The following is a 21,145-nucleotide window of genomic DNA, read 5'->3' as shown; positions in this document are numbered from 1 at the left end:
TCGCTGGCGGGTCGCACCGGCCCCGTCCTGTTGTTACTGATTCCCCGGAAGGGACAACTGTGAATCTCAAGCGTGTTGGCGCTCCTCTGGCCATCCTGGCCGCCGTCGCCATCTCACTGACCGCCTGCGCGTCGAACGAGGGCAGCACCCCGGCGACGACGACGGCGAAGCCGTCGAACCTCTCCGGCACCCTCAACGGCATCGGCTCGTCCGCCCAGGGCGCCGCCCAGACCGTGTGGGCTGCCGGCTTCCAGACCGCCAACCCCAAGGTCACCATCAACTACGACCCGCAGGGTTCCGGCGCGGGCCGCACCAGCTTCATCTCCGGTGCTGCAGACTTCGCCGGCTCGGACGCCGCCCTCAAGGACACCGAGCTCGCCGGCACCTTCGCCGGGTGCGCAGCGGGCTCCAAGGGCATCGACCTCCCCGTCTACATCTCCCCGATCGCCATCGCGTACAACGTCGACGGCCTCAAGGACCTGAAGCTGGACGCCGCGACCATCGCCGGCATCTTCTCCGGTGCGATCACCACCTGGGACGACGCCAAGATCAAGGCGCTGAACTCGGGCGCGACGCTCCCGTCGGCACCGATCACCGTCGTGCACCGCTCCGACGACTCGGGCACCACCCAGAACTTCACCGACTACCTCGCGGCGAACGCTCCCGAGGTGTGGACGAAGCCGGCAGCGCAGACCTTCCCGTTCCAGGTGGGCGACGCGGCCAAGGGCACCTCCGGTGTCGCTGACGCCACGAAGAACGCGAAGAACTCGATCACCTACATCGACGAGTCCGGTTCGGCCGGCCTCAGCATCGCGCAGCTCAAAGTGGGCGACAACTTCGAGAAGATCAGCGCGGACGGCGCGGCTGCAGTCGTCGCCGCCTCCCCGATCGCCTCGGGCCGCGAGACCAACGACCTGGCCATCCAGATCGACCGCAAGGACACCACCAAGGGCGCATGGCCGCTGGTGCTCGTCTCCTACGTGATCGCCTGCCAGGAGTACAAGGACTCCGCCAAGGCCGACCTCGTGAAGGGCTACGTCGACTACATCGTCAGCAGCGACGCTCAGAAGGCCGCCGCTGAGCAGGCCGGCTCCGCCCCGCTGTCGTCCGACCTCGCCTCCAAGGTGAGCAAGGCCGTCGCCACCATCAAGTAATGACAGTGCCACTCGGCCTGGGCGTCGCGCCCAGGCCGAGTGGCGCATCCTCACCACCCGAAAGTGAGAGCCAGATGACAAGCTGGGCCGTGACGAAAGAATGGCAGGAATGACCGCCGGAACCGTAGGCGCCATCAGGCCGAAGGCGAAGACCCGCCTCGGCGACCGCGTTTTCTCCACCAGCACCATCGTCGCCGGCTCGCTCATCCTCGCGGTGCTCGCGGCTGTCGCGCTCTTCCTGATCGTGCAGAGCATCCCCGCTCTGTTCGCGAAGACCGGCGAGCTGCCCAACAACGCCACCAACTTCTGGTCGTGGGTGTGGCCGCTCGTGTTCGGCACCATCTGGGCCGCGATCATCGCGCTGCTCATCGCCACGCCGCTCTCCATCGGCATCGCGCTCTTCATCTCGCACTACGCGCCCCGCCGTGTCGCGCAGACGCTCGGATACATCATCGACCTGCTCGCCGCCGTCCCCTCGGTGGTCTTCGGCCTCTGGGGCATCGCGACGCTCGCGCCGTTCGTCCAGCCGTTCTACCTCTGGCTCGGCGACAACCTGGGCTGGTTCCCGCTCTTCGCACCGCCCGTCTCCGGCACCGGCCGCACCATCCTCACCGCGGCGATCGTCCTCGCCGTCATGGTCATCCCGATCATGACCGCGATCTGCCGCGAGATCTTCCTGCAGACCCCCCGCCTGCACGAGGAGGCGGCGCTCGCGCTCGGCGCGACCCGCTGGGAGATGGTCAAGATGGCCGTTCTCCCGTTCGCGCGCTCCGGCATCATCTCGGCGATCATGCTCGGCCTCGGCCGCGCCCTCGGCGAGACGCTCGCCATCGCGATGGTGCTGTCCCCCGCCCTGATCGTGAAGTTCGCAGTGCTGCAGGCGCAGAGTCCGAACACGATCGCCGCCAACATCGCCCTGCAGTTCCCCGAGGCGACCGGGCTCTCGACCAACGCACTGATCGCATCCGGTCTGGTGCTGTTCGTCGTCACCCTCCTGATCAACATGCTCGCCCGCTACATCGTCAGCCGCCGCAAGGCCTTCTCTGGAGCGAACTGATGACCGCCACCACCTCCGCTCCCCTGACCAGGCCGATGGCCAACTCGCTCACCGCCGGGAAGCTGCCGCGCGGCTCGGCGTGGATGATGCTGGTCGGCTCCTGGGTCGTCTTCATCGCGATCTTCGCGATCCTCGCCGCGAGCGGCGCGACCAAGGGCTTCAACATCGTCGGCGCGATCTTCTTCGGAACCGTGCTGTTCGACGTCGTGATCTACACGACGTCGCTGCTGGTCGAGGGCGTCCGCAAGGCGACCGACCGGCTCGTCACGTCGCTCGTCGCCACCGCGTTCATCATCGCGCTGCTCCCCCTCATCTCGCTGATGTGGACCGTGATCAGCTCCGGCCTCGCGCGGTTCGACATCCAGTTCTTCTCCGAGTCGATGCGCAACGTGATCGGCGTGGGCGGCGGTGCGCTGCACGCCATCGTCGGCACGCTGCTCGTCACGCTAATGGCCGCGGTCATCTCGGTGCCGATCGGACTCCTCACCTCCATCTACCTCGTCGAGTACGGCCGCGGGATGCTCGCCCGCGGCATCACCTTCTTCGTCGACGTGATGACGGGCATCCCGTCGATCGTCGCCGGTCTGTTCGCGTACGCGCTGTTCGCCCTGTTCTTCGGGCCGGGCGTGCGCAGCGGCTTCATGGGGTCCATCGCCCTGTCGGTGCTGATGATCCCGGTGGTCGTGCGGTCCAGCGAGGAGATCCTGCGCCTGGTGCCCAACGAGCTGCGGGAGGCGTCGTACGCGCTCGGTGTCCCGAAGTGGCTGACCGTCCTCAAGATCGTGCTGCCGACCTCGCTCGCCGGTCTCTCCACAGGCATCATGCTCGCCATCGCCCGCGTCATCGGCGAGACCGCTCCGCTGCTCATCGTGGCCGGCTTCACCACGAGCATGAACTACGACCTCTTCTCCGACAGGATGATGACGCTCCCTGTCTTCGTGTACACGCAGTACACGCAGGCGGCCGGGCTGCACGCCGACGCCTCCGTCGAGCGGGCGTGGGCCGGAGCCCTCACCCTGATCATCATCGTGATGCTGCTCAACCTGATCGGCCGCATCATCGCCAAAGTCTTCGCCCCCAAGTACGGTCGCTGACCGCGTCCACCCGAACCCAAGGAAACCTGTGTCCAAGCGCATCGAAGTCAACGACCTCAACGTCTTCTACGGCAACTTCAAGGCGGTCGAGGGTGTCTCGCTCACCATCGAGCCCCGCACCGTCACCGCATTCATCGGCCCGTCCGGCTGCGGCAAATCCACGTTCCTCCGCACCCTCAACCGGATGCACGAGGTGATCCCCGGCGCGTACGTCGAGGGCGAGGTGGCCATCGACGGCAACAACCTCTACGGCCCCGGCGTCGACCCCGTGCTGGTGCGCCGCCAGGTAGGCATGGTGTTCCAGCGGCCGAACCCGTTCCCGACCATGTCGATCCGCGAGAACGTGCTGGCCGGCGTGAAGCTCAATAACCGCCGGATGGCGAAGCCGGAGGCCGACGAACTGGTCGAGAGCTCGCTGCGCGGAGCGAACCTCTGGAACGAGGTCAAGGACCGTCTCAACCTGCCGGGCTCCGGCCTTTCCGGCGGCCAGCAGCAGCGTCTCTGCATCGCCCGCGCCATCGCGGTCTCCCCCGACGTGCTGCTGATGGACGAGCCGTGCTCCGCGCTCGACCCGATCTCGACCCTCGCCATCGAGGACCTGATCGAAGAGCTGAAGAACGACTACACGATCGTCATCGTGACCCACAACATGCAACAGGCGTCGCGCGTCTCCGACCGCACCGCGTTCTTCAACATCGCGGGCACCGGCAAGCCGGGCAAGCTGATCGAATACAACGACACCAACATGATCTTCTCGAACCCGAGCGTGCAGGCGACAGAGGACTACGTCTCCGGCCGCTTCGGCTGATCCGGCTGGATCGGCTGCATCGCCCAGGCCGCGACGCATTCGACTCCGACGTTATTCACGGTGCCACCCGGCGTGGCGCGTGAACAGCTTCGGAGTCGATCGCGTTAAGAGCTGATGGCGACGATGGGGCTCGTGGTCGGCTGGTCGGAACCGCCGCGCGGCTCGACCGTGACGCCGACGGTGTCCCCCGCCTGCATCGTGCCGGTGAGCACGCGCCAGGTGGAGCCGGTGTCCGCGGGCTTCATGGTGCCGGCCGGGGTGGCCTCACCGCCGCGGATGTACCAGAGTTCGTACGTCTTGTCGCTGGGAAGGGCTGGAAGGTCGTTCGCGACCAGCGCCGACTTGCCGAGCTTGCCCGACCAGACGAGGGTGGCCGTTCCTCCGCCGGACACGTCCGCCGTGGCCCGCTGCGCATCCGGGGCCGCGTTGATCTGGGCGAGCGCTGACGCCTGCTGCTGCTGGAACGAGTTGTTGCCGGCCAGCGAGCTGCCGAGGAAGGTGCCGCCGAGGAAGAGCACGACGGCGGCCGCCGCGGCCGCCGCGATGGTGATCGGGCGGGTGAACCAGCGGGAGCGGGCCTTGGTCTCTGCGGGGGTCTGCGGGGCGGGGGTGGCTGCAGACGTGGTGGCCGGGGCGGGCTGCACGGCGGCGACAGGAGCGGGCTCGGGCGCCTGCGCATCCACCGGGGGAAGCTGCGGGGTGCTCGCGAGCTTGGCGAAGAGGTCGGCCTTCAGCGAGGCTGGAGGGGTGACGGGGTCGGCGGCGAGGCCGAGCTCGGCCGCCACCTCTTCGAACTGGCGGGCCTCCTCCGGAGTCTCAGCGCCCAGGTCATAGCCGAGGCGCGACGGAGAGCGACGTTCCTCGTCGGTCATCAGGTCACCCCCAGTTCGTTTCGTAGCCGTATCATCGCATCGCGCAGCCGAGTTTTCGCTGTGCCGAGCGGGATGCCGAGCTCGGCCGCGATCTCGCTCTGGCTGAGGCCGCCGTAGTACGCCAACCGCACAGCTTCGCGTTGGGTATCGGACAGCGCAGCCATCGCAACCTCCACCCTCTCGTGCTCCACGCGAACCTCCACGGTCTCGGCCACCTGGTCGTACGCGGTCGGCAGGTCGCGTATGCCCACAGCCACATCCCGGTCCCGCGACGCCTGTGCGGCACGGACCCGGTCGATGGCGCGCCGGTGGGCCATCGTCATGATCCACGTCAACGCTCGACCCTTATTCGGATCGAACCGCGAAGCGGATTGCCAGACCTCGAGGAAAACCTCCTGGGTGACCTCCTCCGACTGGGACGGGTCGACGAGCACGCGCCGCACCAGGCTGAGCACTCGGGATGCGGTGTGGTCGTAGAGCACGGAGAACGCGCTCTGATCACCGGCCGCGGTGCGGGCGAGGAGGTCGTCGAAGGAGACGGGCACCTCATCGTCCACGGCGTCTCCTGTCTCTCGGCGCACTGACAAGCATCGCAGGTCGGACGGCGATCCGGACCGAACGCTCCGCAGGGCGCGAAAAACCGGGCCGCAGAACGCCTCTCGGCGCGAGGCCGCTCGGAGCGGCTAATTTTGGAGCCCGGGGTTACTGCGGCCCGGCTAAACGAGTTTACCCGAGCCGCGGTGCCGATGCTGCGGCGTGGCGTTCGCGGGCCGAGAACGCCGGATGCGCCGCCGCCGGTTGACTAATCGCGGCCGCCGCGCCTGCGGCGCAGGTGGAAGACAATGCTGGCGACGCCGAGGGCGAACCCGATGACCCCGAGGACGATGCCACCCCAGGTCAGCAGAGGGTTCGCATCCGGCAGGTCGGTGCGCAGCAGCCTGGCGAAGGAGAGGGCGAAGGCGGCGGCGAAGAACACCGTGAGCGCGATCGCCGCCGGGAGGACGCGGCCGACGACCCACCACGGCTGCTTGGGGGTGGTGTTGCTCGTGGTGCTCTTGTCGCTGTTCTTGCTGTCGTCCATGCGCTGAGAGTACCGCCGTCTACTCGAGCGACTCGTGCCGCCACAGCTTGGCGCACGAGGTGAGCTCCTCCGCCGTGCGCGAGAACCGCAGCGCACGGGTCGTCAGCTCGCTGGACCGCTCCGGCGCCGTGTTCTCCTGATCGTCGGCGACAGACACGCACCCGGCAGCCGTGACCCGGCAGAACGCGGCGGCCCGATCGAGCGCGACGGCGAAATCCCCCTCGAACAACCCGCGCAGGATGCGGTCGGCCAGCTCGGTGACCTCGGCGGGCCCGGCCGGCGACGACGCACCGGCGACGACAGGATCGATGGACGGGACAACCTCGGTCCCGCGCTGATACAGCAGGGCGGTGCCCGCCGCGTCCTGCCGGATCAGCAACCGAAGAAGATAGATGCGCCACAACGCGCCCGGCAGACTCTTGGCGCTCGACCGCGACCACAACTCGGCGACGGCGTCGATGCCGTGCTCGTCGGTGAACGCGACCAGCCGGTCCACGACCTCGGGATCAGGGTTCGAACGCACCCTGGCGAGCAGGGCGTTGGCGGTCTCGTGCGCGACCCTGCTGATCTGCGCCGGGTCCTCCCCACCCATGAACGCCTCGAACATCCCGCTCGGAAACGTGGTCGGCTTGTGGAAATGGTCGCTCATGCACACCATTCTCCGCCCGGCACGAGCGGTCGGGAAACCACGCTAGATTAGAAGGGTAGGGCCTGTAGCTCAGTTGGCAGAGCATCGGACTTTTAATCCGCGGGTCGTGGGTTCGAGCCCCACCGGGCCCACCGTTACTTTCTCACTGCCGCCGCCCGATTCCCGATGGGTCGGGCGCTTCACTGTGAGGCGGGCGCTGCTGGGCCGATCATCGGCGAACCGCCGTCACCCGACCGACTCCACGTGGTGCCCCACCTGGCGCACCAGGATGCCTCCGGCGAAGAACCAGTTCTCGCCCTGGGCCGTCGGGGTCGTCCAAAGTTCTTCGCCCGTTCGGCGGTCGTATGCGCCCCCGGTGCCCGGAGCGATGACGGTGGCGCTGTTCAGGTACGTGACCTCTGGGCCGTAGAGCGGCCAGTGGGCCGAGTCCTTGTCTGCGACGGGGGTCGGGGATCCCGTGTCGCGGTCGATGGAGCAGGTGTCGTTCGCTCCGCTGATCACGATCAGGGAGTTGCGCTCCTGGTCGGCGACGACGTCGCGGCTTCCGTTGCTCCAGAACCACTGGCTGATGCCGCAGTGAGCGATGTCGGCCGTCAGTTCGACCGCGCCGGTTCTGCTGTCGATGCGGGTGAGGGTCGACGGGGTGGTGAGGACCAGATCGCCAGAAGGGGCTCCTGCGTCGATGCCGTCTAACCAGCCCGGGCGGCTGGCCGTGGTCCTCGCCTCCGAGATCGAGGCGCCCCGCGGGAACGGCATCGTCCAGAGCGTGTCGCCCGTGGTCTGGTCGAGGCCGGCGATGGTCGTCGGGATGCCGTCGACCTGGTCGCGGTATTCGACGATCACGTCGCCCATCGGGAGGTGGGCGGCGCTGGCGGCCTGATGGCCGAGCGCACCCGTGCCGATGTCGAGCAGTGCCGACTGCCAGCCGTTCACCTGCCCGGTGGCCAGGTACTCGAGCGGCACCAGGCCGGAAGCCGCGACGTTCGGGACGTGGAGGGACGCCTTCGTGGCCTGCAGCGGTGTCGACCACCGTGGATGCGTGAGGTCCCGCGGGTCCACGCGCTCGATCGTGTAGCTCGTCGCCTCACCGGACGCATCCGGGGTCGGCTTCGTCCAGATCATGTCGCCGCTGTCGTCCCCGACCGGAGTCAGCTGCCAGTTCGGATACGAGCCGAAATCGGTCGGGAGCGTCGCCACGGTCTCACCGGTCGCCAGATCGATGATGTCGCGGGGACCGCCGCCCCCGCTCTCGTCGGTGAACAGCGCCCTGTTGGAGGTGCCGAGGATGGAGAGGAAGGTCCCAATGCCCTCGTTTCCTTCCCAGTTCCACTCCCTCGTCCAGCGCACGGAACCGTCGACGGTGTCGACCATCGCGAGTGCAGCGTTGCCGTGCTCGAGCTCGCAGCCGGCCTTCGCATCCGTGGCGTGGTTCGCATCCACGACGAAGAGGGCGAGACCGTCGGCGATGTCGTAGACGTAGGTGTACTGGCAGGTGCTGGTGTCACCGGGCAGGTCGATGCTCCACGACGGGCGGGCGGGCGGGGTGCGCACATCCGTCGGCTGGATGGGGGTCGACTGCACGTGGATCGCCCTCGGGCCCTTCGTGGGCGTCGGGGTCGGCGTTGGCGTCGGGGTCGGCGTCCCCGTCACGCTCGGCACGGGCGGAGGTGGCGGCGGGGCGTCGAACCGGATCACGCCGGTCAGAGCCAGCGCGGCCGTGCCTCCTGCGAGGACGACGGCGGCAGACGCGAGGACCGAGGTGACCAGGATCTGGAAGCGGCGGCGGCGACGGGGCTCCGCATCGACCGTGTCGATCAGCAGCCTCCGGATGGCGTCGCTGCGTTCCTGGGTGAACTCTGTGGCGCTCATCGGGCACCTCCTTCGAACAGGGGTCGATCGTCGGCGAGAGGGGATGCGAGCTCTGCGAGGCGCCTTCGTGCCCTGGACAGCCGCGACTTCACGGTTCCGTCCGGCACGCCGAGCGCTTGCGCGGCCTGTGAGGTGGTCAGTTCTTCCAGGACGCAGAGCGTGATCACGTCCTGGTCCTGCCTGCTGAGCTTGGCGAAGGCGTCCCGCACCTTCCTGTCGCGCTCGAAGCCGTCGAGCGCGTCAAGCACGTGGGCGGCGTGGTCGTCCTGCGGACGCGGAGCGGGGAGCTTGCCGAGCGCGGACCGGTAACGGCGCAGGCTGCGGGTGTGGTTGCGGACCGTGTACGTGGTGGTCACCAGCAGCCAGCCGATGATCGACCCGTCGACGACGCGCACCGCATCCCGTTTGCGCCAGGCCTCGAGGAAGACCACCGCTGTCACGTCCTCGGCGTCGTGCCGCTGCCCGAGGAGTCTCAGGGCGTGGCCGTAGACGCGGTCGCGGTGCCGGTCGAACAACGCCGCGAACGCGGCGCTGTCCCCTCCGCGCGCTGCCGACCAGGACGCCGCCTCGTCGAAATCATCCGTGCTCATACCCTCTACTGTCCGGTCGCGCCCGAACGGTTCCATCCCGTTCTAACCGCGTCACGCCACTCCGGTGACGCGGCCCCGCTCGAACAGATAGCCGACCGCCACCGCACCGGCCACGCAGAGCATGACGGGGGCGAACATGTCCGGTCCCTGGGCGGTGAACTCCATCACCAGGAGCAGGGCGGTGAGCGGGGCACGCATAGTCACCGCGAGGAAGGCGGCGGCTCCGACCAGGGCGAACACAGCGATGGGGGCACCGCCGGGCCAGACGAGATTCCAGGCGGCGCCGATGGTGAGGCCGAGACCCGCCCCGACCGCCAGAGACGGGGTGAGCGTGCCTCCCGCAGCTCCGGCGCCGATGGTGCCCGCCGTCGCGAACACCTTCAGCAGGGTGATCGCCAGGATCAGCAGCACGGGGAGGGAGGCGGTCATCGCCAGCTGGCCGAGCGAGCGGCCGTTCCCGAGGATCGCGGGGAACCAGAGCGAGACGACGCCGACCGCCGTGAACACGAGCGGCATCACGATCAGGATGCCCCAGGATTTCGGGCGGATGGCCTGCGCGTACTGCATCAGGCGCACGAAGCCGATCGCCGCGAGGCCGATCACCGGACCGGCGAGCACCGCCCAAACCACCACCGACGGGGACAGCGGGAACTGCTCGATCGGGTAGAGCGGGTTGGCGGGGACGACGAGGCGGGCGACCAGTGTCGCGATGGCCGACGACGCCAGGGCGGGCAGCACGGTCGCGAAACTGATCTCCGCCAGCAGGATCTCCACGGCGAACACCGCGCCGCCGAACGGCACGTTGTACACGGCGGCCAAGCCGGCACCCGCTCCGCAGGCGACCAGGATCCGGCGCTCCCGAGCGCTCACCCCAGCCCTCTCGCTCAGCCAGTCGGCGGCCAGCGCCCCCAGCTCGCGCGGGGCGACCTCACGGCCGATGGATGCGCCGAGGCCCACGATCACGACCTGCAGGCCGGCGTTCGCGATGGTGACGAACCACGGCATCCTGCGCCCGCCGACCGCGGACTCCACCGAGACGATCGCGTGCTTCGGCCGGAGGCGTCCCCAGCGGCGGAGCGCCCACCAGCCGACCCCGCCGAGCACACCGGCCACGGCCAGCGCCACCACCCGGTTGACCGGCGGCGCCTGCAGCAGGCCGTCGATGAACGTCCCCTCCGAGTACCCGAAGGCGAGGTGCTGGATCGCGTGCAGCGCGAGGTAAACGAGTCCGCCGCCGATCCCGGCTCCGATGCCGACCAGAGCGGTCACGACCACCAGGCGGATGATCCACCTCGGGGTGCTGGGCAGGGCGATGCGCACGCTCCAACGCTACTGGGTCAGCCCGCCTCGTCGATCAGCCCGCGCAGATATCCGGCGTACCCGCCGTCGACCCTGCCGGTGAGCCTGGCCGAGGTGGTGACCGGATGCAGTTCCGTCTCCGCGATGCGCGCATCCCGTGCCCGGAGGCGTTCGACCAGGGCGACGTCCTCGTCGAGGGCGACGGGGGCGAAGCCGCCGACCGCGAGGTACACGTCTGCCCGCACGCCGAGGTTCGCGCCGTGCACGTGGCCGAGCGTCGCACCGGGATGGTGCTTCGACAGCCAGGCGTGACGGCGGAGCGGGTCCAAGTCGTCGAGCGGGGGAACGACGGCGCCGACGAACGCGTCGGCGCCCGCCAGCGCGCAGTCGAGGTGCTGCGCCAGCCACTCCTCGGGCACCGAGCCGTCGGCGTCCGTGGTCGCGATCCAGACGGCCGCGGGGTCGGCGCCCGCCTCTTCGAGGCCAATGGCCGCACCGAGCGCCCGGCTGCGGCCGACGCTTCCCGCGTTCGTCTCGGCCACGACCACCGACGGGAACCCCGCCGCGATCCCGGCCGACCCGTCTGTGCAGGAGTCGAGGACGAGCACGATGACGGGCGCGCGCATCCCGTGCCGTTCGAGAGCGCGGCCCGACCGGATGATCGAGTCGAGGCAGGCCGCCAGGGTCTCCGCCTCGTCTCTGGCAGGGACGACCACGACCACGCGCTCGATAGTGGCGCGCTGGATGGCGGCGGTCACGAGAACACCTCCAGAAGGAATGACGCATCCCGGTGCACGACGGTCGCGCTGAGCCCGGACTCTGCGCGGAACGTCGCGTGCGCCTGCTCGCCGCTCTGCGCGAAGTCGTCGGCCGAGCCCAGCCAGTGGCAGAGCAGCACCTCGCAGCCCGGTGCCAGGGAGCCGACGATCCTGGCGGTCAGTGCACGCCACTCGTCGTCGGCGAGGTAGTAGGCGAGCTCGGAGACGACCACGAGGTCGAAGGCGCCGTCCGGCCACTGCCCGGGCACGCGCATGCGGGCGACGGTGACGCCCGCGCGTCCGGCCAGGCGGCTGCGGGCCGTCTCGACCGCCGCAGCGGAACCGTCGACGGCGAGCACCGCGTCGGCGCGGTCGGCCAGCTCCCCGGTCAGGGCGCCGACCGACGCGCCGAGCTCCAGGATGCTGCCGTACCGCTCCCGTGGCAGGCTCGCGACGGTCACCGCCCTCTTCCTCCGCTCGTACCAGCGGGAGCGCACCGACCACGGGTCGTCGCTCTCGCGGTGCAGCGCCTCGAAATGCGCGGCCAGGTCGTCGGAGCCGTGGCGCTCGGGCCGGATGAGGATCTCGCGGCCCTCCGTGGCGCGGGCGAGGAATTCGGCCGTGAGCACGCCGTCCTCGTTCTCGGGCGTGTGGTGCTGGGAGGCGAAGGCGTCGAGCGCGGTCGACTTGCGCGCGCGGCTGCGGTCGTCGAGCGGGAGGCCGACGACGCGATCCCACGGCATGTCTGCCGGTACTCCCCACTGCCAGAGCCAGACCGGGTAGAAGAAGACGACGTCTCCGGTCTGCGCCGCGGCATCGCGCAGCTCCCTGCCGAGCGTGCGGTGGTCGCCGTGGCGGTCGCCCGGCCAGGGGGCGAGCAGCCAGCGACGGCCGGTGGATGCGCTGGGCGCGTCGATCGCGCGCTCGACCTCCGCGTGCAGCCGGTCTGCGTGGTGCTTGAGCGCGCCGTCCGGCAGGCCGAGGAACTGCGGGCGCGCATCCACTCCCAGGCGGTCGAGGGCGGCGCGGAGTTCGTCGGCCCTGTGGTCGTCCTGGCCGGACTCGTCGTTTCCGGGCGCACCGGTCGCGACGATCACCCGCACCGGGATCCCCCTCTCTGCGGCGAGCGCCAGCAGCCCGCCGACGGCGATGGTCTCGTCATCGGGATGCGCGGAGAACACCACCAGCTCGTCCAGCACATCCAGGGCCTGCGCATCCATCGTCTCGGCCTCTGACCACTCCGGGCGCGCCTCCCATTCGGCGGCGGGCGTCACGGTGCGGAGGGCGTCGAACGCTACCATCGGGGGCCGCCGTCCGGCAGGTGCGCGGCCAGGGAGACGTCGTCCGGTCCGCGATGGTACTGGGACACGTACAGGTCGAGGTCGGCGTAGCGGCGGGCCAGCGACTCGTCGAAGGCGAGCGCTGCCGGGCCGAGCACGTCGCGCACGGCGGCGAGGGTCTCGACGACGGCATCGGCGACCGTGCCCCGCACGGCGTGGGCGATGGCGGCCGCATCGTCGTTGCTGGGTTCTTGGCTGTCGATGACGGCCGCGGCGGACGCGAGGTGCGCGCGGGCGGCGTCGAGCATCCGGTACACCCGTCCGGCACGGGATGCGGCCAGCTGGTTCGCGCCGGCACGCTTCGCCTTCGCGATCAGCGCGTCCGCGAACGGCAGGCAGCCGCCCCACCAGGCGGCGGCGACGCCAATCGCGCCCCAGCGGAATCCTGGGCGGTCGAGATACCAGCCAGGCCCGCCGACGGGACGGGCGGTGGCGCCGTCGAAGCGCAGCGGACCGCTCTGCACCTCGGCGAGGCCGCGGGCGACCCACGCGGTGTCCTCCGCCGTCACGCCCGGCTGACGGAGCGAGACCAGGAACATGCGCCGGTCGCCGCCCTCCGTGGTGGCTGTCACCAGCGCATCCGTCAGCCGGGCGCCCAGCGAGCACCAGGGCTTCACGCCGTCGAGCACCCAGGCGTCCGTGCCGCCGTCCCCGGCAGCGGCCGTTCCAGCGCGCGGGGCAGGCATAGCACGCAGCACGGACCCCGGCGTCTCCGCCGCGAACACCCCGAACGTCGAGCCGGGACGCGGAGCATCCATACCGGCCTCGTGCAGGATCGCGAGCGCATCCAGGTGCGGTTCGAGCACGCGGGCGGCGGTCACGTCCTCGGCGGCCACCCGCTGCAGGAACGCGAACCGCTCGGCCGTCCTGCCCTCGCCGGGGAACGTCGCGAGTTCATCAGCAGCTCCCCCAGCGCCCTCCAGCGCAGCGAGCAACGGCCCCACCCTGCCCGAGCAGGATGCGGCCGCCTCGAGGTAGCTCTGTTGCGCGGGCCTCACCGCGTGGCGGGGGTGCGGTTCTCCGCGCTCACCATCCACGCGTACTGCTCCAGTGCCGCGATGATCGCGTGCAGCAGGTCGGCGGAGGTCGGGTCGGCCTCGTCCACCTCGTCGTGCACCTCGCGCATCGTCGCGACGGTGGCTTCGAGCCGCTCGGTGATCAGGTCGACGGTCTCCGCCGTGTCGACCTCGCCGTTCGGGAACTCGGGCAGGCTGGTCGTCTTGGCGACGATGGCGCTGCGGCCGTCCGGGGTGGCGTGCAGAGCGCGCAGGCGTTCGGCGACCTCGTCGCTGAACTCGCGAGCCGCTTCGATGATCTCGTCGAGCTGCAGGTGCAGGTCGCGGAAGTTCTTGCCGACGACGTTCCAGTGCGCCTGCTTGCCCTGCAGGTGCAGTTCGATCAGGTCGACGTGGACGCGCTGGAGGTCGGCGACGAGCTCGGGCGACGCGACGAACCCCTTCTCCGCGTGCTCCCGCCGAGTGGTGTGCGCACCGGCGGAGGCGCTGCCCGGCGCCCGGGATCCCGCCGTCCTGGTGGTGGTCTTCGCGCTGGTCGTGGTCGTGGTCTTAGCCATGAGCATCCCATCTCTCGTGTCGATTGGCTGGAACACGAACGGTAGGCGCATCGACGACATCCGTGAACCGCCTTGACGGAACGTGGATGCTCTGCTCAGGCGGCGTCCCGATGGGCGTCGCGCAGCAGCTCGGCCACGAGCGCGCGGTACTGCGCGGGGTCGATGCCGAAGGTGCGGCGGATCGCCTCGTCTTTCGCCGAGCGATCCGCCGTCTCCGGATGCTCGGCTTCGAACAGGAGCAGGAGTCTCTCGCGCGGCGTCGGCATGTCCCCAGTGTGCAGGGGACCACCGACATCCGGGATGCTCAGCCCTGAACGAGCGCCCCGACCGTCAGCAGCGAGATCGTGTCGGACGTGCACGCGGTGACGTCGGCGTCCTTGATGAACAGCGACTCCTTCGATCCGGGCGGGTAGACGCGGAAGCCGTCGGCCGGCTTCGGCTGGCAGTCGGAGGTCGAGTAGTTGAGCGCCTGCGCGATCTTCAGCGGCGCCGTCGCCGTGCCGCCGGGAGCCAGGTTGACCGTCGGATGCGGCGTGGACCTGTCGAAGTCCGCCGCCTTGCCGAGCTGGGTGCCGTTGCCGTCCCCGACGAAGGAGACCCCCGGCCAGCCCTGCAGCGCGCACGCCGTCGTGCCGGTGTTCGTCAGCACCAGCGTCACCTCGACGCTGCCCGCCGCTCCCCCGCCGCCCTGTCCGATCGAGCCGGTCAGCTTCGCCGTGTCGCACTGGCCGTCCACCGGGACGGTGGTGCTGGATGCGCTCGGCCGCGGCGACGAGGACGACGTGGTGGACGACGACGCCGGCGTCGAACTCGGCGACCCGCTCGGCGTGGAGGCCGAGCATGCGGTCAGCGCGAGCGCGACGCCGGCGACGATCAGGGAGGCTGTGACGATCCTGGAAGAAGTCATGCCCCTATCTGATCATCATCCGAAGGTGAACGAGTATGCCGAAACACCTTTCGGGATGGTCACGATCACATTTCCGGATTTCGCCGTCGCCGATTTCAGCAGCCGATACGAGTCCGGAGTGCCGCTGACGTGGATGGTCTTGGTGACGCCGTCCGCCGTGTAACTGACCGTTCCGCTGCCGGAGAGGACCATGCGCACCTCGGAGGCCTTGTAGTTCAGCCGGATGCGCGCATCCTGACCCGTCGGCTCGACGAACTGGGTGTTCAGCGACCACGCGCCGTCGAGGGCGAACGAGTTGGAGCGCTGCTTCGCCGGGAACGAGAACGACGGGGTGCCGGACGAGTACTTCTCGTCTCCGCCGAAGTTCACGACCTTGGTGGTGCCGAGGTAGGTCTCCGGCGTCGTGCTTCCCGCGACCGGCGTGGTGTCCTTCAGCTCGGTGGCCGCCGGCAGGGTCTCGCCGGGCTTCGCATCCTGGAGCAGCTGGCGGATGAGCTTCTCGGTGGAGGCGTAGTTGCCCTCGCCGAACTGCACGTTGCGCACCACGCCCTTCGCGTCGATCAGGTAGTGGGCCGGCCAGTAGCGGTTGCGGTAGTTGGTCCAGGTGCTCAGGTTGTTGTCGATGGCCACCGGGTACGTGATGCCGAAGCTCTTCGCGCCGGACTCGACGTTGGCGGGCACCTTCTCGAACGCGTACTCGGGCGAGTGGATGCCGATGACCTCGAGTCCCGCATCCCGGTACGCCTTGTCCCACGCCACCACGTGAGGCACGCTGCGCTGGCAGTTGATGCAGGAGTACGCCCAGAAGTCGACGAGCACGACCTTGCCCTTCAGCTGCGAGAGCGCGATCGGCTTGTCGCCCGGGGTGTTGAACCACTGCTGGATGCCCGTGATGTCCGGCGCGATGCCGCAGCTCTGCAGCTGGTCGGAGTTGTTCGTGCACTTGGAGAGGTTCTTGTTCTGATCGTTGACGATGCCGCCGAGGTTGAGCGCCTGCGACACCTGGTCGGAGTTCGAGAACTGGTCCTGCAGGGCGCTGGTGTAGTCGGGGATGAGCCGCTGCAGCGCCTGGGGAAGGTTGAACAGCAGTCCGACGGCGAGCGCCAGCATCAGGACGCCACCGGTGAGCCGGATGCCCTTCTGGTGCTTCCTGAACGACTTCACCCGCTCGGCGACCCTGCGGCCGGCGAGCGCGAAGATGAGCAGCGGGATGGCGGCGCCGATGGCGAACGTGAGGGTGAGGACGATGGTCTCCGGCCCGATCCGGCCCGTCGATCCTGCCACCGTGATGGCGGCGAGCACGGGGCCGGCGCACGGCACGTAGACAGCGCCGAGGGCGATGCCGAGGACGAAGCCGCCACGCTCGGTGCCCACGTTGCGCTGCGGGATCCAGGAGAACGGCTTCTCCAGGTACTCCTCGAACTTCGGCACGATCAGGCCGACGCCGATCAGCACCAGCACGACGATGCCCGCGTACCGCAGCACATCCTGGGGCAGGTGCAGCAGGGCCAGGATGAGCGACCCTGCCAGCGTGAAGACACTGAAGCTGACGACGAGGCCGAGGATGACCTGGTACGGCCGCCAGCGGGAGACGGTCTGCACCTTCTCCTTCACCTTCACCTTCTCCTCGGTGAGCACGGCCTGCGCCGTGCCGGACGAAGATCCGGTCTGCGCGGTCTGGGTCTTCTCCGTCTCCTCCGTCTTCTGGCGCGCACTCTGCGCGCCGCCGGAGAAGAAGATCACGGGCAGGACCGGCAGGATGCATGGCGAGATGCCGGTGATGAGGCCGCCGAGGAAGCCGATGAGAGCGAGGGTGAGGTACATGCCTGGCGTTCGGAACGGAGGGCCCCACGGATTGATCCGGAAGAGATCCGAAGAATCCGCAATCCGATTCCGTGCGCGCCCCGAACCCCCTTCGAAGCCGCTGCTGCGGCTCACCACAGCCCACATAGAAGGAGTAGTTCCCATGCGAGTTCAGAAGCGTCACATGATCGCCGCCCTCGGACTCGCCGCAGTGGCCGCCCTCGGTCTCTCGGCGTGTTCCTCCGGAAGCTCGGGCTCCGGCTCGTCCAGCTCGTCGTCGTCGATGACCTCGGAGTCGCCCAGCGCGACGGCGATGGACCCGGCAGCCGACCTCGTCGGCAGCGGATGCGCGGCATACGCCAAGGCCGTCCCGTCCGGCGCAGGCTCGGTCACCGGCATGGCGCAGGACCCGGTGGCGGTCGCGGCAAGCAACAACCCGCTGCTCACCACCCTGGTCGCCTCGGTGTCCGGCAAGCTCAACCCGGATGTGAACCTGGTCGACACCCTCAACGGCAGCGAGTTCACCGTGTTCGCACCGGTCGACGACGCGTTCAAGAAGATCGACGCCGCCACCATCGACACGCTGAAGACGCCGGCAGGCGCCGACACGCTCAAGAAGATCCTGACCTACCACGTCGTGCCCGGCCAGATCGCCCCTGACAAGATCGACGGCACCCACAAGACCGTCGAGGGCGGCGACGTCACCGTCACCGGCAGCGGAGACAACATCATGGTCAACGGGGCCAAGGTCATCTGCGGTGGAGTCCACACCGCCAACGCCACGGTGTACCTCATCGACACCGTGCTGATGCCGCCGGCCAACTGATCCCCTCCGTCGCCGGCAGCATCGAGAGCGGCCCACCGGTTCATCCGGCGGGCCGCTCTTTTCGTCGTCGCGGCGGGCTGGGCGCGGGTCGGCTGTCATGATGGGAGGCATGAAAGGCTTCACCACGTGGATCATCCGGTTCTGGCCGGTCGTCGTACCGATCCTCGGGGTGATCCTGCTCGTCCTCTGCTGGAACGCCGAGCTCGGCCCTGTGCTGGTCACGCTGGTCGCCCTCGTGCTCGCCGCGACGGTGCTCGCGGCCGTGCAGCACGCCGAGGTCGTGGCGCACAAAGTCGGTGAGCCGTTCGGTTCCCTGGTGCTCGCCGTCGCCGTCACGGTGATCGAGGTCGGGCTGATCGTGACGCTGATGTCGAGCGGCAAGGACGCATCCACGTTGGCCAGGGACACGGTGTTCTCGGCGGTGATGATCACCATGAACGGCATCGTCGGCCTGTCGCTGCTGCTCAGCTCCACCAGGAACACCAGCAGCAAATTCAACGCCCAGGGCAGCGGGGCCGCCCTTGCCACGGTGGTCACGCTCGCGACGCTGACGATGGTGCTCCCCACCTTCACCGAGACGCCGGGCCCGCAGTTCTCGCCCAGCCAGCTCGTCTTCGCTGCGATCGCGTCCGTGGTCGTGTACGCGATGTTCGTCTTCACCCAGACGGTCGCGCACCGCGACTACTTCCTCCCGGTGACCGCCAAAGGCAAACCGCTCGACGAGGACACCCACGCCGAGCGACCGTCCACCCGGACCGCGATGATCAGCCTCGGGCTGCTGTTCCTCGCGCTGGTCGCGGTGGTGGGTCTCGCCAAGCTGGAATCGCCGTCGATCGAGCGCGGCGTCGAAGCCGTCGGCCTCCCGCAGTCGTTCGTGGGCGTCGTCATCGCCCTGCTCGTGCTGCTCCCCGAGGGCATCGCCGCCGCGAAGGCTGCGACACGCAACCGGATGCAGACCAGCATGAACCTGGCGCTCGGCTCGGCCATCGCCAGCATCGGTCTGACCATCCCGTCGATCGCCGTCGCATCCATCTGGCTCACCGGACCACTGCATCTCGGGCTCGGCGCCAGCCAGATCGTGTTGCTCGCCCTGACGGTCGGGGTGAGCATCCTGACGATCATGCCCGGGCGCGCGGTGCGGCTGCAGGGCGGTATCCACCTGGTGCTGTTCGCGGCGTTCATCTTCCTCTCCATCGCGCCATGACCCCGTGCCGGAGCTAGCGTGAATCTGTTCGTCTACGACGGGGGCATCGTGGCGGACCCGCACGGACTGATCACCGCAGGACACGGCAACACGACGGCGCGCACCATCGGATTCACCGAGGGGCAGCCCATCCGGCGGGAGCCGCTGCTGGCGTTCCTGCGTGCGATCGTGGCGGACAATCGCGCGGGAGGCTGGCGCAGCATCGTGGCACGGGGGCAAGCTGGGTCGTGAGGCGGCGCTCCCCGCGCGGCCACGACGCGAGACGAGGTGGATGCGATGACCGCTGAACGAGAACCGATCGAGTACCCCGACGAGGCCGGATACCCGGACGGCGAAGGCTTCCTCGACGAGGGCACCGCGCATCCGGATGCGGATGCGGCGGGCGGGACCGACGATGCGCCGTCGCTCGACGGGCTGGCGGCCTTCGCCGACACCGACGAGGAGGACGACGAGCCGGGAGACGGGCCGGACGTGTGAGCGGCGGCTGGACGGCGGGCCGTCGTCAGGGCTGCTGACCGAGGTCCTACTGACCGAGGGGCGGAGCGGCGTCCGGTTCGGGGGCTGCGTGACGGCCGCGGCGGCGTTGCGGCGGGAGCGTGCGGCCGTCGTGGAGTTCGAGGACGCGGTCGGCGCGGGCCATCAGCAGCGGGTCGTGCGTGGTGACGACGGCGGCCACGCCGCTGCTGTGCACGAGGTCGACGAGGAGGTCCATCATCGCCGCGCCGGTGACGCTGTCGAGCTGGCCCGTCGGCTCGTCCGCGAACAGGATGCGCGGGCGTGCTGCGAGCGCGCGGGCGATGCCGACGCGCTGCTGCTGGCCGCCCGACAGTTCGGTGGGACGCTGCTTGGCGTGACCGGAGAGGCCGACCAGGTCGAGCAGTTCGGAGACGCGCGCATCCCGGTCGGCGGGCGCTGTGCCGAGCAGCCGGAGCGGGACCTCCACGTTCTCGGCGGCCGAGAGCACGGGCACGAGGCCGAACGCCTGGAAGACGAAGCCGATGCTCTCCCTTCGCAGTTGCACCAGCTCTGCCTCCGACGCGGTGGTCAGCTCGGTGTCGCCGATCCAGACCCGCCCGGAGGTGGGGGTGTCGAGGCCGCCGAGCACGTTGAGCAGCGTGGTCTTGCCGGAGCCGGAACGGCCCCTGACCACCAGCAGCTCACCGGGATGCACGTCGAGCGACACCTCGGCGAGCGCAGTCACCGTGCCCGCCTCCGTCTCGAACACGCGGCCGACGCCCTCGGCGCGCAGGATGGGTTGCGGGGTGGTGGACGCGTTGATGGGGCTGGTGGCCTGTTCGTCGGCGAGCGTCATGAGTCTCCTCCGGTGGTTTCGGCCGTCTCCGTGTCGTGCGGCCAGACGCCGACGTGGTCGGTCTCGAGCGCGAGGCGGACGCGGTCGCGCATCCCGAGGGTGGTGAGGTACTCCGGCGGCAGCTGGAGGCGTCCGACGCGGTCGAGCACGGCGAACTCCTCCGCCACGGTGTGCTCGTCGCCGCTCTCGCTGATGCCGGTGCGGCGCAGCACCTCGGTGGAGGTGCGCCCATCCCGGATCTGCACCGTGCGGGCGACGTGCTCGGAGACGGCGGGGTCGTGGGTGACGATGAGCGTCGTCACCCCCAGCTCCCTGTTGACGCCGCGCATCGCTTCGAGCACTTCGGCGGAGGTCGCCTCGTCCAGTTCGCCCGTCGGCTCGTCGGCGAGGAGGACGCGCGGGTCGTTGGCGAGGCCGACCGCGATGGCCACCCGCTGCTGCTCGCCTCCGGACATCTCGGTGGGGCGCCTGTCCGCGCAGTGCGACACTTCGAGCAGGTCGAGGAGTTCCTGCGAGCGCTCCCTGCGGCCGGGCGTCTTCGCCAACGACATGGTGAGCGCGATGTTCTCGCGGGCGGTCAGGTACGGCAGCAGGTTGCGGGAGGTCTGCTGCCAGACGAAGCCGACCGTGCGTCTGCGGTAGTCGACGCGCTGGGCGGAGGTCAGGCCGAGCAGGTCGCGGCCCGCCACCGACGCGCTGCCCGCCGTCGGCTTGTCGAGCCCGGAGAGGATGCCGAGCAGCGTCGACTTCCCCGACCCGGATGCGCCGACGATGGCGACCAGGTCGCCGCTGCCGACGCGCAGGTTGAGACCCTGCAGCGCCTGCACCTCCACACCGTCCGCACTGAAGATGCGCACGAGGTCGGAGCAGACGATGCTGGCGTCCTGGTGCACCGCATCCTGCAGCTTTGCATCCCGCAGCTCCGCATCCTGGCGCGTGGTGGTCATGT

General features: G+C 69.5%; 24 protein-coding genes and 1 tRNA gene. 9 read left to right on the top strand and 16 right to left on the bottom strand.

Going from position 1 to position 21,145, the window contains the following annotated elements:
* The first annotated feature begins 59 nt into the window (after positions 1 to 59).
* The 4 genes from pstS (at position 60) to pstB (ending at position 4,113) form a co-directional block, all read left to right on the top strand.
* Positions 60 to 1,154 (top strand): phosphate ABC transporter substrate-binding protein PstS, encoded by a 1,095-nt coding sequence (gene pstS, locus AC1ROC_RS12450; protein WP_085371114.1) that lies wholly within the window; start codon positions 60 to 62, stop codon positions 1,152 to 1,154.
* 109 nt (positions 1,155 to 1,263) lie between these two features.
* Entirely contained in the window at positions 1,264 to 2,211 is a 948-nt protein-coding gene (pstC, locus tag AC1ROC_RS12445; RefSeq protein ID WP_085371115.1) for a phosphate ABC transporter permease subunit PstC, read from the top strand.
* Positions 2,211 to 3,305: a phosphate ABC transporter permease PstA gene (gene pstA / locus AC1ROC_RS12440; RefSeq protein WP_085371116.1), complete on the top strand. Its 1,095-nt coding sequence runs from the start codon at positions 2,211 to 2,213 to the stop codon at positions 3,303 to 3,305. Before pstC ends, pstA begins: the two co-directional genes overlap by 1 nt.
* A gap of 28 nt (positions 3,306 to 3,333) precedes the next feature.
* The gene (gene pstB, locus AC1ROC_RS12435) at positions 3,334 to 4,113 is read left to right on the top strand and encodes a phosphate ABC transporter ATP-binding protein PstB (protein WP_085371117.1); all 780 of its coding nucleotides are present in this window, start codon (positions 3,334 to 3,336) and stop codon (positions 4,111 to 4,113) included.
* A 104-nt stretch (positions 4,114 to 4,217) separates the two neighbouring features.
* On the opposite strand, the gene AC1ROC_RS12430 is transcribed toward pstB, so the two are convergent.
* The 4 genes from AC1ROC_RS12430 to AC1ROC_RS12415 form a co-directional block, all read right to left on the bottom strand.
* Positions 4,218 to 4,985, bottom strand: a complete 768-nt coding sequence (locus AC1ROC_RS12430) for an anti-sigma factor (RefSeq protein WP_493000480.1) — start codon at positions 4,983 to 4,985, stop codon at positions 4,218 to 4,220.
* Positions 4,985 to 5,542, bottom strand: a complete 558-nt coding sequence (sigK, locus tag AC1ROC_RS12425; protein WP_493000478.1) for an ECF RNA polymerase sigma factor SigK — start codon at positions 5,540 to 5,542, stop codon at positions 4,985 to 4,987. Before sigK ends, AC1ROC_RS12430 begins: the two co-directional genes overlap by 1 nt.
* Positions 5,543 to 5,787: 245 nt before the next feature.
* Positions 5,788 to 6,066 (bottom strand): hypothetical protein, encoded by a 279-nt coding sequence (locus AC1ROC_RS12420; RefSeq protein ID WP_493000476.1) that lies wholly within the window; start codon positions 6,064 to 6,066, stop codon positions 5,788 to 5,790.
* 19 nt (positions 6,067 to 6,085) lie between these two features.
* Positions 6,086 to 6,715 (bottom strand): DNA-directed RNA polymerase subunit beta, encoded by a 630-nt coding sequence (locus AC1ROC_RS12415; RefSeq protein WP_085371451.1) that lies wholly within the window; start codon positions 6,713 to 6,715, stop codon positions 6,086 to 6,088.
* Between the two features lie 58 nt (positions 6,716 to 6,773).
* Between AC1ROC_RS12415 and AC1ROC_RS12410 the strand changes: the two genes are divergently transcribed.
* Positions 6,774 to 6,846: transfer RNA gene (locus tag AC1ROC_RS12410), tRNA-Lys, on the top strand.
* A gap of 94 nt (positions 6,847 to 6,940) precedes the next feature.
* Here the strand turns inward: AC1ROC_RS12410 and AC1ROC_RS12405 are convergent.
* The 10 genes from AC1ROC_RS12405 to AC1ROC_RS12360 form a co-directional block, all read right to left on the bottom strand.
* Entirely contained in the window at positions 6,941 to 8,584 is a 1,644-nt protein-coding gene (locus AC1ROC_RS12405) for an outer membrane protein assembly factor BamB family protein (protein WP_493000474.1), read from the bottom strand.
* The gene (locus tag AC1ROC_RS12400; protein WP_493000472.1) at positions 8,581 to 9,174 is read right to left on the bottom strand and encodes an RNA polymerase sigma factor; all 594 of its coding nucleotides are present in this window, start codon (positions 9,172 to 9,174) and stop codon (positions 8,581 to 8,583) included. Before AC1ROC_RS12400 ends, AC1ROC_RS12405 begins: the two co-directional genes overlap by 4 nt.
* A gap of 51 nt (positions 9,175 to 9,225) precedes the next feature.
* Positions 9,226 to 10,494 (bottom strand): chloride channel protein, encoded by a 1,269-nt coding sequence (locus AC1ROC_RS12395; protein ID WP_493000470.1) that lies wholly within the window; start codon positions 10,492 to 10,494, stop codon positions 9,226 to 9,228.
* A gap of 17 nt (positions 10,495 to 10,511) precedes the next feature.
* Entirely contained in the window at positions 10,512 to 11,231 is a 720-nt protein-coding gene (locus AC1ROC_RS12390) for a glycosyltransferase family 2 protein (protein ID WP_493000468.1), read from the bottom strand.
* Entirely contained in the window at positions 11,228 to 12,532 is a 1,305-nt protein-coding gene (locus AC1ROC_RS12385) for a PIG-L family deacetylase (RefSeq protein ID WP_493000467.1), read from the bottom strand. The genes AC1ROC_RS12390 and AC1ROC_RS12385 overlap by 4 nt, the downstream gene beginning before the upstream one ends.
* Positions 12,526 to 13,569, bottom strand: coding sequence for an acyl-CoA dehydrogenase family protein (locus AC1ROC_RS12380; RefSeq protein WP_493000465.1), 1,044 nt, complete (start codon positions 13,567 to 13,569; stop codon positions 12,526 to 12,528). Before AC1ROC_RS12380 ends, AC1ROC_RS12385 begins: the two co-directional genes overlap by 7 nt.
* Positions 13,566 to 14,144, bottom strand: coding sequence for a Dps family protein (locus tag AC1ROC_RS12375; RefSeq protein WP_085371052.1), 579 nt, complete (start codon positions 14,142 to 14,144; stop codon positions 13,566 to 13,568). The genes AC1ROC_RS12380 and AC1ROC_RS12375 overlap by 4 nt, the downstream gene beginning before the upstream one ends.
* A gap of 95 nt (positions 14,145 to 14,239) precedes the next feature.
* Positions 14,240 to 14,410: a DUF3263 domain-containing protein gene (locus AC1ROC_RS12370; RefSeq protein ID WP_143466040.1), complete on the bottom strand. Its 171-nt coding sequence runs from the start codon at positions 14,408 to 14,410 to the stop codon at positions 14,240 to 14,242.
* 38 nt (positions 14,411 to 14,448) lie between these two features.
* Positions 14,449 to 15,051 (bottom strand): DUF4232 domain-containing protein, encoded by a 603-nt coding sequence (locus AC1ROC_RS12365; protein ID WP_168689966.1) that lies wholly within the window; start codon positions 15,049 to 15,051, stop codon positions 14,449 to 14,451.
* 15 nt (positions 15,052 to 15,066) lie between these two features.
* Positions 15,067 to 16,875, bottom strand: coding sequence for a cytochrome c biogenesis protein DipZ (locus AC1ROC_RS12360; RefSeq protein ID WP_493000461.1), 1,809 nt, complete (start codon positions 16,873 to 16,875; stop codon positions 15,067 to 15,069).
* A 142-nt stretch (positions 16,876 to 17,017) separates the two neighbouring features.
* On the opposite strand from AC1ROC_RS12360, the gene AC1ROC_RS12355 reads away from it, so the two are divergent.
* The 4 genes from AC1ROC_RS12355 (at position 17,018) to AC1ROC_RS12340 (ending at position 19,361) form a co-directional block, all read left to right on the top strand.
* Entirely contained in the window at positions 17,018 to 17,680 is a 663-nt protein-coding gene (locus AC1ROC_RS12355) for a fasciclin domain-containing protein (protein ID WP_493000459.1), read from the top strand.
* A gap of 109 nt (positions 17,681 to 17,789) precedes the next feature.
* Positions 17,790 to 18,884 carry a calcium:cation antiporter gene (locus AC1ROC_RS12350; RefSeq protein ID WP_085371024.1) on the top strand — a complete coding sequence of 365 codons (1,095 nt, stop codon included), beginning with the start codon at positions 17,790 to 17,792 and terminating at the stop codon, positions 18,882 to 18,884.
* 18 nt (positions 18,885 to 18,902) lie between these two features.
* Positions 18,903 to 19,115 (top strand): hypothetical protein, encoded by a 213-nt coding sequence (locus AC1ROC_RS12345; RefSeq protein WP_493000457.1) that lies wholly within the window; start codon positions 18,903 to 18,905, stop codon positions 19,113 to 19,115.
* Between the two features lie 45 nt (positions 19,116 to 19,160).
* Positions 19,161 to 19,361 (top strand): hypothetical protein, encoded by a 201-nt coding sequence (locus tag AC1ROC_RS12340; RefSeq protein ID WP_493000455.1) that lies wholly within the window; start codon positions 19,161 to 19,163, stop codon positions 19,359 to 19,361.
* A 46-nt stretch (positions 19,362 to 19,407) separates the two neighbouring features.
* Here the strand turns inward: AC1ROC_RS12340 and AC1ROC_RS12335 are convergent, their stop codons facing one another.
* Positions 19,408 to 20,196 carry an ABC transporter ATP-binding protein gene (locus AC1ROC_RS12335; RefSeq protein WP_493000454.1) on the bottom strand — a complete coding sequence of 263 codons (789 nt, stop codon included), beginning with the start codon at positions 20,194 to 20,196 and terminating at the stop codon, positions 19,408 to 19,410.
* Positions 20,193 to 21,143, bottom strand: a complete 951-nt coding sequence (locus AC1ROC_RS12330) for an ABC transporter ATP-binding protein (protein ID WP_085371053.1) — start codon at positions 21,141 to 21,143, stop codon at positions 20,193 to 20,195. Before AC1ROC_RS12330 ends, AC1ROC_RS12335 begins: the two co-directional genes overlap by 4 nt.
* Positions 21,144 to 21,145: the final 2 nt, after the last annotated feature.

This window comes from Leifsonia sp. GW821-FHT13C05 (assembly GCF_058806515.1).
This window is presented reverse-complemented; position numbering and strand designations above follow the sequence as displayed.

Excerpts from the sequence above, each read along its gene's own strand:
- AC1ROC_RS12335 (WP_493000454.1), bottom strand. The coding sequence starts at position 20,196 with ATGACGCTCGCCGACGAACAGGCCACCAGCCCCATCAACGCGTCCACC.
- pstA (WP_085371116.1), top strand. The coding sequence starts at position 2,211 with ATGACCGCCACCACCTCCGCTCCCCTGACCAGGCCGATGGCCAACTCG.
- AC1ROC_RS12360 (WP_493000461.1), bottom strand. The coding sequence starts at position 16,875 with ATGTACCTCACCCTCGCTCTCATCGGCTTCCTCGGCGGCCTCATCACC.
- AC1ROC_RS12375 (WP_085371052.1), bottom strand. The coding sequence starts at position 14,144 with ATGGCTAAGACCACGACCACGACCAGCGCGAAGACCACCACCAGGACG.
- AC1ROC_RS12430 (WP_493000480.1), bottom strand. The coding sequence starts at position 4,985 with ATGACCGACGAGGAACGTCGCTCTCCGTCGCGCCTCGGCTATGACCTG.
- pstC (WP_085371115.1), top strand. The coding sequence starts at position 1,264 with ATGACCGCCGGAACCGTAGGCGCCATCAGGCCGAAGGCGAAGACCCGC.
- AC1ROC_RS12405 (WP_493000474.1), bottom strand. The coding sequence starts at position 8,584 with ATGAGCGCCACAGAGTTCACCCAGGAACGCAGCGACGCCATCCGGAGG.
- AC1ROC_RS12415 (WP_085371451.1), bottom strand. The coding sequence starts at position 6,715 with ATGAGCGACCATTTCCACAAGCCGACCACGTTTCCGAGCGGGATGTTC.
- AC1ROC_RS12350 (WP_085371024.1), top strand. The coding sequence starts at position 17,790 with ATGAAAGGCTTCACCACGTGGATCATCCGGTTCTGGCCGGTCGTCGTA.
- AC1ROC_RS12420 (WP_493000476.1), bottom strand. The coding sequence starts at position 6,066 with ATGGACGACAGCAAGAACAGCGACAAGAGCACCACGAGCAACACCACC.
- AC1ROC_RS12330 (WP_085371053.1), bottom strand. The coding sequence starts at position 21,143 with ATGACCACCACGCGCCAGGATGCGGAGCTGCGGGATGCAAAGCTGCAG.
- AC1ROC_RS12355 (WP_493000459.1), top strand. The coding sequence starts at position 17,018 with ATGCGAGTTCAGAAGCGTCACATGATCGCCGCCCTCGGACTCGCCGCA.
- AC1ROC_RS12365 (WP_168689966.1), bottom strand. The coding sequence starts at position 15,051 with ATGACTTCTTCCAGGATCGTCACAGCCTCCCTGATCGTCGCCGGCGTC.
- AC1ROC_RS12370 (WP_143466040.1), bottom strand. The coding sequence starts at position 14,410 with ATGCCGACGCCGCGCGAGAGACTCCTGCTCCTGTTCGAAGCCGAGCAT.
- AC1ROC_RS12340 (WP_493000455.1), top strand. The coding sequence starts at position 19,161 with ATGACCGCTGAACGAGAACCGATCGAGTACCCCGACGAGGCCGGATAC.
- AC1ROC_RS12400 (WP_493000472.1), bottom strand. The coding sequence starts at position 9,174 with ATGAGCACGGATGATTTCGACGAGGCGGCGTCCTGGTCGGCAGCGCGC.
- AC1ROC_RS12385 (WP_493000467.1), bottom strand. The coding sequence starts at position 12,532 with ATGGTAGCGTTCGACGCCCTCCGCACCGTGACGCCCGCCGCCGAATGG.